The following is an 8,085-nucleotide window of genomic DNA, read 5'->3' as shown; positions in this document are numbered from 1 at the left end:
CTAAACCAGGAAAATCTCCACTCTGCTTTTATGAGCCTGGTAGAAACTGTAGAATAGGCTTTTTTACTTTTCCCGCACCAAAAAGAAAGCCCCTGAAAGGGGCTTAATAAGGAGAGTTGTATTATTACACTGCTTAATTAATAATCCAGTTTTATTCAAGCATAATAAAGATCTTGTCCGCCGGTAAACAGAACTGGCAGCTATCGCCTCGGCTAAGGTTAATAACATCTGTTCGAGGTATCCGTGCTTCTAAAATCTTTTCGCCCCCGCTTCCTGCAAGGGAGCAGCGGATTATATAGCTGGATATCTCTTCTATAACCTCTTCAACCAGAACTGCAACGAGGTTTTCCTCCTGGTTATTAATCTGAATATACTCTGGGCGTATGCCCAGGGTCACCAGTTGCCCCGGTTTCCACCCTTCTCCCGGAGCTTTTCCCGCTTTAAGCCTGGTTCCCGTGCCACTTAATTCCAGATTCAGGCTACTATTCTCCACTTCACGAACAACCGCCGGGAGAAAGTTCTTGACCCCGGTCAAACGGGCTGCGGTCCGGTTGGAGGGTCGATTGACCACCTTTCCTTTTTCTCCGAATTGCAGCAAACGCCCGGCTTCATAAACCGCTATCTTGGAGCTCAGCTTATAAGCCTCGGCCAAATTATGAGTTACAAAAAGAATATGGCCGGGGAAAAATTCATGAATTTCCAGGAGTTCTTCCTCCAGCCGCTCTTTAACAATACTGTCCAATGCGGAAAAGGGTTCATCGAGCAAGAGCACCTCCGGTTCGGAAACCAGAGCCCGGGCCAGGGCCACCCGCTGCTGCTGCCCAGCCGACAACTGCCCGGGAAAACGTTTTTCCAAACCGGATAGACGCATTTTCTGCAGCCATAGCCTAACTTTTTCTTTAATATCCTCTACCGGCAATTGCCGTATGCCAAAGGCGATATTGTTAAAAACATCCATATGGGGGAAAAGGGCATAATTCTGAAAAACAAAACCCATATTTCTTTCCCGGGACTTAATATTAACCCCGCTGCTGGAATCAAACAACAGTCTATCATCCAGGGCTATCCGCCCTTCATCGGCCTGTATCAGACCGGCAATACACTTCAAGGTCATGGTCTTGCCGCAGCCGGAGGGTCCTAAAATAGCCAGTATCTCTCGCTCCACGGCAAAAGATACCTCCAGTTTAAAGCCAGGCAGTGATTTCTTAATCTCTATATCCAGCATCCATCACTACCTCCTTTACCATGGGCTGGCCGCTCCTCCAGGAAGAATACTGGCGGCTCTTCCAGTAATTCAAGGCAATGATACTGGCAAAGGAGATTACCAGAATGGCCAGTACCCATTTCAGAGCCTGATCTGAACGCCCGGCTTCCACCGCAAAATATATCGCCAGAGGCGCGGTCTGGGTTCTTCCTGGGATATTCCCCGCCAGCATCAAAGTGGCCCCGAATTCACCCAGGGAACGGGCAAAGGCCAGAATAGTGCCAGCGGCTATACCCGGCCAGGCCAACGGCATACTAACCTTCCAAAAGACGGCCCATTCCGTAGCCCCCAGAGTACGGGCGGCATCTTCGAGGTTGGGCTGTATTTGTTCGAAGGCAGCCCGGGTGGCCTGGTACATCAGAGGAAAAGCTACCACAGTGGAAGCAATCACCGTTGCCGACCAGGAAAATATCACCGTTTTATCAAAATACAGCAATAGTTGCCCCAGGGGGCCGTTTTTCCCAAAGATAAGTAAGAGTCCAAATCCTACAACAGTGGGGGGCAAGACCAGGGGAAGAATAAATAAGCCGTCCAGCAGGTTCTTGCCCTTAAAATCTCCATAGGCCATCCAACGAGCGGCAACAATGCCTAGGATAAAGGTAATTAGGGTTGCGGTGCCCGCTGTTTTAAGTGAAATCCATATCGGAATTAATTCGGCTTCGGTCATGATTACACCGCCCTTACCGGCTATCCTTAAGCACTACTTGACCAGCGCGAAACCGTATTTGGCAAATACATCTTGAGCGGCGGCGCTGCTGAGGAAATCCACGAAACTCTGAGCCGCTTCCGGGTTCTTGCTGGCTTTAACTACTGCTGCCGGGTATACGATGGGGGTATGAGTATTTTCTTCTGCTATGCTGAGTATCTGCACCTTGTCTGATATCTTGGCATCAGTCAGATAAACCATCCCGGCTTCAACATTACCGCTTTCAACGTAAGCCAAAACCTGTCTTACATCTTTGGCATAAACCACTTTGTCCTTTACCGCATCCCACAAACCCATTTTAGTAAGGGTTTCCTTGGCATATTTCCCAGCCGGAACCGAATCAGGTTCGCCCAGAGCGATAAGCGAAGCTTCCTTCAGCGTGCTGAAGCCTTTGACCTTGGCTGAATCTTTGGGACCAACTAATACCAAGCGGTTCTTCAAGAGATCTTTGCAGCTCTCATCTACAATGAGCTTCTTGTCCTGCAGGGCCTTCATTTGCTTGGTGGCAGCAGAAATAAACACATCAGCGGGAGCACCCTGTTCAATCTGTTGTTGCAGGGCACCCGATGAACCGAAGTTAAAAGTGAGTTTTACATTTTTATTTTGCTTCTCATAGAGACCTTTCATCTCATTCATGGTATCAGTCAGGCTGGCAGCAGCGGAGATAATGAGTTCACCGCTTACCGCTTTAGCCTGAGGCTCTGCTGTAACTTCTGCTTTGGGCGTAGTAACACTGGGCGCCGCCTTGGCCGGAGCAGCAGCTTGAGTGGCAGCAAGCAGGTAACGACCAAATACATAACCCACTTTTCCATCCGCTGCGGTTACTTTATACCAATCACCTGATTTCTCAGCAATGGTCATCAGGCTCCCCCGAGTATAGGATTTTATAACCTTATAATTCATTCCCGGACCGGTTCTGAAGTTTAAAGCATTGGCATTGACCGAGCACTGAGCCCCGGCTTTCCACTGCAGATTACCAGCAGATGATGGGTTGGCCGCGAAAGCTGTTCCTGCCATACAAAGCACAAAAATCAACGCCACTAAAATGCTAATCCGGGCTTTTGCCTTTTTGTTATATAACATTGGTTTTTCCTCCTTTTAAGTCATTGACTATTTTCAGGAAAGGTTTAAACACAGTTCAAGTACTAAAACAGTTTTCATCATACTACAATTGCTGCAAATCCTGTGTTCACAGGAAGGGCATGCTTATCTCCTCCCATCCTTTGACCATGTGTTTAAGCTCCCCTTAAATCCCAATGCCATTTATTATGGCTTTACCCCATTTATGTATGGTTATGATTAATAATATAACATACTTTAACTAAAGATAACACAACTTTGCATCAGGCTTGTATTATGCTAGAATATCATCAGGTTTGGAGGTTTTAACAATTATGAAAGAAGACAATTCATTAACTCCTCAAGAAGTAGCCAGGATGTTAAAAATAACCAAATATACAGTATATGAAATGGTAAAGCGCGGAGAACTTCCAGCCTATCGAATAGGTCGGAAAATCCGGATTCAGCAGCATGATGTTGAGGCCTATATAAAGCAAGGGAAGAAATTAAAATCTACGGAAGCAGATATACTTATAGGATCTAAACCTCAACCTGTCCGCCAGGATTACTTTTCAAACTCTCCAGGCCTGGTGATTTGTGGTCAAGATTTGCTTTTAGACATCCTGGGCCGTTACCTGGAAAACCATAGCCAGGGTTGCCGGGCATTTCGCCATAATACTGGCAGTTTTGCCGGAGTTCTTCAGCTTTATCAGGGGAAATCGGATATGGCTGGTATTCATCTCTGGGATAGTGACAGTGAAAGCTATAACATACCTTATGTCCGCCGCATGGTTCCTGGTATACCTACTTTGATAATACACCTGGCCATGCGCCTGCAAGGCTTTTATGTAGCCCGCGGCAACCCCCTGGGAATTAAAGGATGGGAGGATTTGAGCCTTCCTGATCTTCGTTTTGTCAACCGGGAACCCGGTTGCGGTACGCGGGTGCTTTTAGACGAGCATTTGTATCAAATGAAACTAGACCGGCGCAAGATTATTGGCTACGAAAGGGAAGAAAATTCACACCTGGCAGTAGCCAGTGCGGTAGCCCGGGGAACAGCAGACCTGGCTCTGGGCAACGAGAAGGCTGCCATGCAGGTACGGGACATTGAATTTATTCCTCTGCAAAAAGAGCGCTACGAGCTGGTAATTAGAAAAGAGGACCTCGACAAGGCAGAGATAAAGGCGGTTCTGGACATACTTTCATCCACAGCCTTTAAGTCTGAATTAGAGGGTCTGGGGGATTATTGTATGGAGGAAACCGGAAGGATAGTGGCAGAGATATAGCTTTTATATTAGTTCTTCCTATGGTATTTTCCTGTTCATTGTAGAAATAGGTTGAACATGGTTCAATCATTTACTAAACCATGTTCATATAAGTTTGGTATCCTTGGGCATACCCCTTTTTAAAATAGACATGGCCTTCTTCAGATTAAATTTTCTTTCCAGGTAATATTCCAGGTATTTCTCTAAAAAATACTCCAATTCTTTCAGTGCCTTATTTGAGACCCTTACCCTTTCCACAGTAGCCAGCCGTGATCTTCCCAGAAATCCGATCAAAGCCAGGGTCTCTTTGGACAGGCTAACTGCTCCAGAAGACTGATAGCTGCAATCCCGGCACAACATTCCTCCATCAGGAAGGCTAAAAAGCTTTAAGTCATCCTTATTCCCACAAAGCACACAATGATCCAGTACCGGACTGTAACCCAAATTTACCAGCAAACTCATCTCAAAATACCTGATAAGTAAGGGATTGTAGCCGCTCTGGTTGAGAAAAGAGAGAACCTCCAGGGTTGTGGTATAGAGGCGGGGAATGGCTATGCCATCCATCAAACTCTTATCCAACAATTCCATTAGATACAGGGCATAGAGGGAGCGGTCAAAATCCTCCCGGGTATTGCCATAAAATTCTAGCAATTTGCCCTGGGTAATCAAACTCATCCCTTTACCCCGGCTAAAAAAAAGCGATGAATGACAAAATGGCTGAACACAAGCCCGTAAACTGCTGCGGGGCTTTTTGATTCCCCGGGCCACTGCTTTCATTTTCCCCTCATGTTCGCTAAATATAGTAACCAGTTTGTCGCTTTCCCGGTAATCCATATTCTTTATTACTATGGCCCGACTACGAAGATACATTTACTTCCCACCCCAGACTACACTGCTTACTTTTACCGGTTCATTGACTATTTGAGCCGGCAAACCGCTGCTCTGGCTTACTTCCTTCATAAATTCTCATAAATTCTCCTGCCTCTTCCGGGCTTACACAGCCATAATCAAAGGCCAGATAAAGCTTACGGGCGTCCCGTACTCCCAAAACACTCAAGCGCTGACAAAATAATTCGGGGTTTTGGGCATACTCATAGTTCACATAGGCAAAGATTACCCCGTTGAACTTGCTCATCCGGCTCTGTAGCGTAACTTCTCCGGTACCGCTTTTACAATCACTATAATGTGATACAGCCATTATTCGACGAGTAATAATGGAGAGAGAGTACTGGTTCTTAACCAGGGCCAGTCGAGGGATTCCAACAATCACTGCGGGACAGCCAACTTCCTGGGCTAAATCCCGTATAGTTTCCACTCTCATTCCATCCAGCATATAAGTATGAACTGCAAACCCTGCCAGTTCAGGGACTAGTATAATATCCGGAACCATCCCCAGAGTGGGGAGATGGTGTCCTCCATCAAATACTACTACCCGGTAGGCCTGAGCAGCTATGCGGGGTAAATATTCCTGTCCATCTTTACTGCTATGCCAGGTGTCCATTGCGGAACACTCGATAATGACCTGGTAGTTCTCGGCCAGAATTTTTTCTATTTCATTTTTAAACCCTTGACTGGGGCCGGGAATTACCGCCGCCACTCTACTGGTCTGGAGAGGAATAGCAGTCTGTCTTAACCCCGGATTATACAGAAAGTCAAGATTGCATGAGGAGCTAACCCACCTACCATAGAAATCCAATACCCGGTTGTAACCCAGGTTTTTCAAGCATTCGCTGGGATTATTGATCATTATGGCAATATAAAAAGCCAGCAGAATAATAAAAAGGCTTATCCGCTTTATCCACATTAAAGAGCAGTCTCCTTACTGCCCTCCCCTTTGCTGGTACTCCTCCAGCAACGCCACAGCACTGCTGCTCCCTATTCGGTCAACCCCCGCTTTCAGTAATTGCAGAGCAAAATCCAGGCTCTTTATACCCCCGCTGGCTTTAATCTTTAAATCCTTTCTCTGGCGGGATTCTCGAATAATCTCAATATCCTCCAGGGTAACACCCCGGCTGGAAAAACCAGTAGAAGTCTTAATAAAATCTGCTTCGCTATTACTCAGCAAAACACTTATATCCTGCAGTTCCTCCTTGCTAAGCAAGGCTGTTTCCACGATAACTTTGAGTAGAAAAGCAGATTCTTCCCTAAGACGAAGCAGTTCCTTGATCTCTTTTTCCACCAGGCGAAAATCCTTATCCTTGAAAGCACCGATGTTCATTACCATATCGAGTTCAGCCGCCCCCATTTGCAGGGCCCGCCGCGCTGAATCCACTTTGTTCTTCCAATGATCGGCTCCCAGGGGAAAAGCAATTACCGTACAGGCCTTGACCGGAGTTCCGGCCAGGAGGCGACAGGCTTGTTCCAGGCGGAAGGGATTAACACAAACAGCTGCCATCTGGTAATGCCGGGCTTGTTGACATAACAATTCGATATCGCTGGCCCGGGCTTCAGCTTGCAAATTAGTGGAATCAAGATATTTAGCCAGCATAATAGCCATCCTCTTCTTTCTACATCCGGTAGCCGAGCTGATTCAGGGTGCTCTCATTATCACGCCAGTTCTTTTTAACCTTAACCCATAAATCGAGATAAACAGCAGCATCCAACAAGCTTTCAATGTCCTGGCGGGCCTGCTCCCCGATAGTCTTTAGCATTTGGCCCTTTTTACCGATTACTATCCCCTTTTGGGAATCCCTTTCCATATATATGGCAGCTCTGACATAGACCTTCCCATTGGTTTGCTTTTTAAATTCTTCTACTTCCACCGCCAGTGAATGCGGAACCTCATCACGGGTAAGTATTAAGGCCTTCTCCCTTATTAATTCAGCAATAAGCAAATAGATGGGTTGGTCAGTAAGGTCATCCTCAGGATAGTAGAGGGGACCTTCTGGTAAAGCATCCAGTGTCTTGTCTAACAAAAGCTGCAGATTAGTACCACAAGCAGCCGATATAGAAACTACCTCAGAAAAACTCCTCTGCTGGTTAAAGGTTTGAATATAATCCTTAACCTCTTGCTCGCTAACCAGGTCAATTTTATTAACCAGTAAAAATACCGGTACACTGGCGTCTTTTAATTGATCCAGTATAAAGCTCTCTCCGCCGCCAAAAGGGCGGGTTACATCAGTCATATAGTATATTATATCTACCTCTTCCAGACTGCGCGTAGATACCTTTACCATGTATTCACCCAAGAGGTGCTTGGGTTTATGAATACCGGGGGTGTCAACATAGATTACCTGTCCCCTCTCACAGGTATATATGCCCTGAATTCTGGTTCTGGTTGTCTGGGGCTTCTCCGATACTATAGCGATTTTTTCTCCGATAATTGAATTGAGCAGAGTAGATTTTCCCACATTGGGGCGGCCCACAATACTTACAAATCCAGATTTCATCTATTTTACTCCTCCTGTTTTCCCAGTGAAAAGATTTGTGGCAGCATCTCCTGCAAAGCATATTCCTTATAGTGGTCATTTTCATCAGTAATTATTAGCTTCATTTGCGGGGAAAACTCAGCTAAAACCTGTAAACAGGCTCCACAGGGAAAAACATAACCCTGGCCGCTGGATACTACAGCTATCAGTGTAAAATCTCTTTCCCCGGCATTAACTGCTTTAAATACGGCGGCTCGTTCAGCACATATGCTTAAACCATAGGAGGAGTTTTCCACATTACTCCCCGTATAAACCTTGCCCCCCACCGACAAGAGAGCAGCCCCTACCTGGAAGTTGGAATAAGGAGCATAGGCATTTTTTTGAGCTTCACGAGCCCGTTTAAGCAGTTCTTCCCTGCTCATA

9 protein-coding genes are annotated in these 8,085 nt (G+C 46.2%); 1 reads left to right on the top strand and 8 read right to left on the bottom strand.

Annotation, left to right across the window (positions count from 1 at the left end; translation table 11 throughout):
- Window positions 1-151 precede the first annotated feature (151 nt).
- From PHP87_RS02575 to modA, 3 genes are read right to left on the bottom strand one after another with little or no spacing between them, the layout of a single operon-like run.
- On the bottom strand, window positions 152-1,225 hold the full coding sequence (locus PHP87_RS02575; RefSeq protein WP_299918091.1) for an ATP-binding cassette domain-containing protein: 1,074 nt from the start codon (window positions 1,223-1,225) through the stop codon (window positions 152-154).
- On the bottom strand, window positions 1,206-1,931 hold the full coding sequence (gene modB, locus PHP87_RS02570; protein ID WP_299918088.1) for a molybdate ABC transporter permease subunit: 726 nt from the start codon (window positions 1,929-1,931) through the stop codon (window positions 1,206-1,208). The genes PHP87_RS02575 and modB overlap by 20 nt, the downstream gene beginning before the upstream one ends.
- Before the next feature lie 33 nt (window positions 1,932-1,964).
- Window positions 1,965-3,053 carry a molybdate ABC transporter substrate-binding protein gene (gene modA / locus PHP87_RS02565; protein ID WP_299918086.1) on the bottom strand — a complete coding sequence of 363 codons (1,089 nt, stop codon included), beginning with the start codon at window positions 3,051-3,053 and terminating at the stop codon, window positions 1,965-1,967.
- 311 nt (window positions 3,054-3,364) lie between these two features.
- On the opposite strand from modA, the gene PHP87_RS02560 reads away from it, so the two are divergent.
- Window positions 3,365-4,315, top strand: coding sequence for a helix-turn-helix transcriptional regulator (locus PHP87_RS02560; protein ID WP_299918084.1), 951 nt, complete (start codon window positions 3,365-3,367; stop codon window positions 4,313-4,315).
- An 84-nt stretch (window positions 4,316-4,399) separates the two neighbouring features.
- On the opposite strand, the gene recO is transcribed toward PHP87_RS02560, so the two are convergent.
- From recO to cdd, 5 genes are read right to left on the bottom strand one after another with little or no spacing between them, the layout of a single operon-like run.
- Window positions 4,400-5,164 (bottom strand): DNA repair protein RecO, encoded by a 765-nt coding sequence (gene recO / locus PHP87_RS02555; RefSeq protein WP_299918083.1) that lies wholly within the window; start codon window positions 5,162-5,164, stop codon window positions 4,400-4,402.
- A gap of 40 nt (window positions 5,165-5,204) precedes the next feature.
- The gene (locus PHP87_RS02550; RefSeq protein ID WP_299918080.1) at window positions 5,205-6,098 is read right to left on the bottom strand and encodes a hypothetical protein; all 894 of its coding nucleotides are present in this window, start codon (window positions 6,096-6,098) and stop codon (window positions 5,205-5,207) included.
- A gap of 15 nt (window positions 6,099-6,113) precedes the next feature.
- Window positions 6,114-6,782: a deoxyribose-phosphate aldolase gene (gene deoC / locus PHP87_RS02545; protein WP_299918078.1), complete on the bottom strand. Its 669-nt coding sequence runs from the start codon at window positions 6,780-6,782 to the stop codon at window positions 6,114-6,116.
- A gap of 19 nt (window positions 6,783-6,801) precedes the next feature.
- Window positions 6,802-7,683, bottom strand: coding sequence for a GTPase Era (era, locus tag PHP87_RS02540; RefSeq protein WP_299918075.1), 882 nt, complete (start codon window positions 7,681-7,683; stop codon window positions 6,802-6,804).
- Window positions 7,684-7,688: 5 nt separating this feature from the next.
- The gene (gene cdd, locus PHP87_RS02535) at window positions 7,689-8,084 is read right to left on the bottom strand and encodes a cytidine deaminase (protein WP_299918073.1); all 396 of its coding nucleotides are present in this window, start codon (window positions 8,082-8,084) and stop codon (window positions 7,689-7,691) included.
- Window position 8,085: the final 1 nt, after the last annotated feature.

The sequence above is a fragment of the Syntrophomonas sp. genome (assembly GCF_028707975.1).
Classification (GTDB): Bacteria; Bacillota; Syntrophomonadia; order Syntrophomonadales; family Syntrophomonadaceae; genus Syntrophomonas.
The sequence above is the reverse complement of the archived record's forward strand: the minus strand, read 5'-3'. Positions and strand labels throughout refer to the sequence as shown.

Bases quoted from the DNA above. Each gene is read 5' to 3' on its own strand.
- PHP87_RS02575 (WP_299918091.1), bottom strand. From the start codon at position 1,225: ATGCTGGATATAGAGATTAAGAAATCACTGCCTGGCTTTAAACTGGAG.
- modB (WP_299918088.1), bottom strand. From the start codon at position 1,931: ATGACCGAAGCCGAATTAATTCCGATATGGATTTCACTTAAAACAGCG.
- modA (WP_299918086.1), bottom strand. From the start codon at position 3,053: ATGTTATATAACAAAAAGGCAAAAGCCCGGATTAGCATTTTAGTGGCG.
- PHP87_RS02560 (WP_299918084.1), top strand. From the start codon at position 3,365: ATGAAAGAAGACAATTCATTAACTCCTCAAGAAGTAGCCAGGATGTTA.
- recO (WP_299918083.1), bottom strand. From the start codon at position 5,164: ATGTATCTTCGTAGTCGGGCCATAGTAATAAAGAATATGGATTACCGG.
- PHP87_RS02550 (WP_299918080.1), bottom strand. From the start codon at position 6,098: ATGTGGATAAAGCGGATAAGCCTTTTTATTATTCTGCTGGCTTTTTAT.
- deoC (WP_299918078.1), bottom strand. From the start codon at position 6,782: ATGCTGGCTAAATATCTTGATTCCACTAATTTGCAAGCTGAAGCCCGG.
- era (WP_299918075.1), bottom strand. From the start codon at position 7,683: ATGAAATCTGGATTTGTAAGTATTGTGGGCCGCCCCAATGTGGGAAAA.
- cdd (WP_299918073.1), bottom strand. From the start codon at position 8,084: ATGAGCAGGGAAGAACTGCTTAAACGGGCTCGTGAAGCTCAAAAAAAT.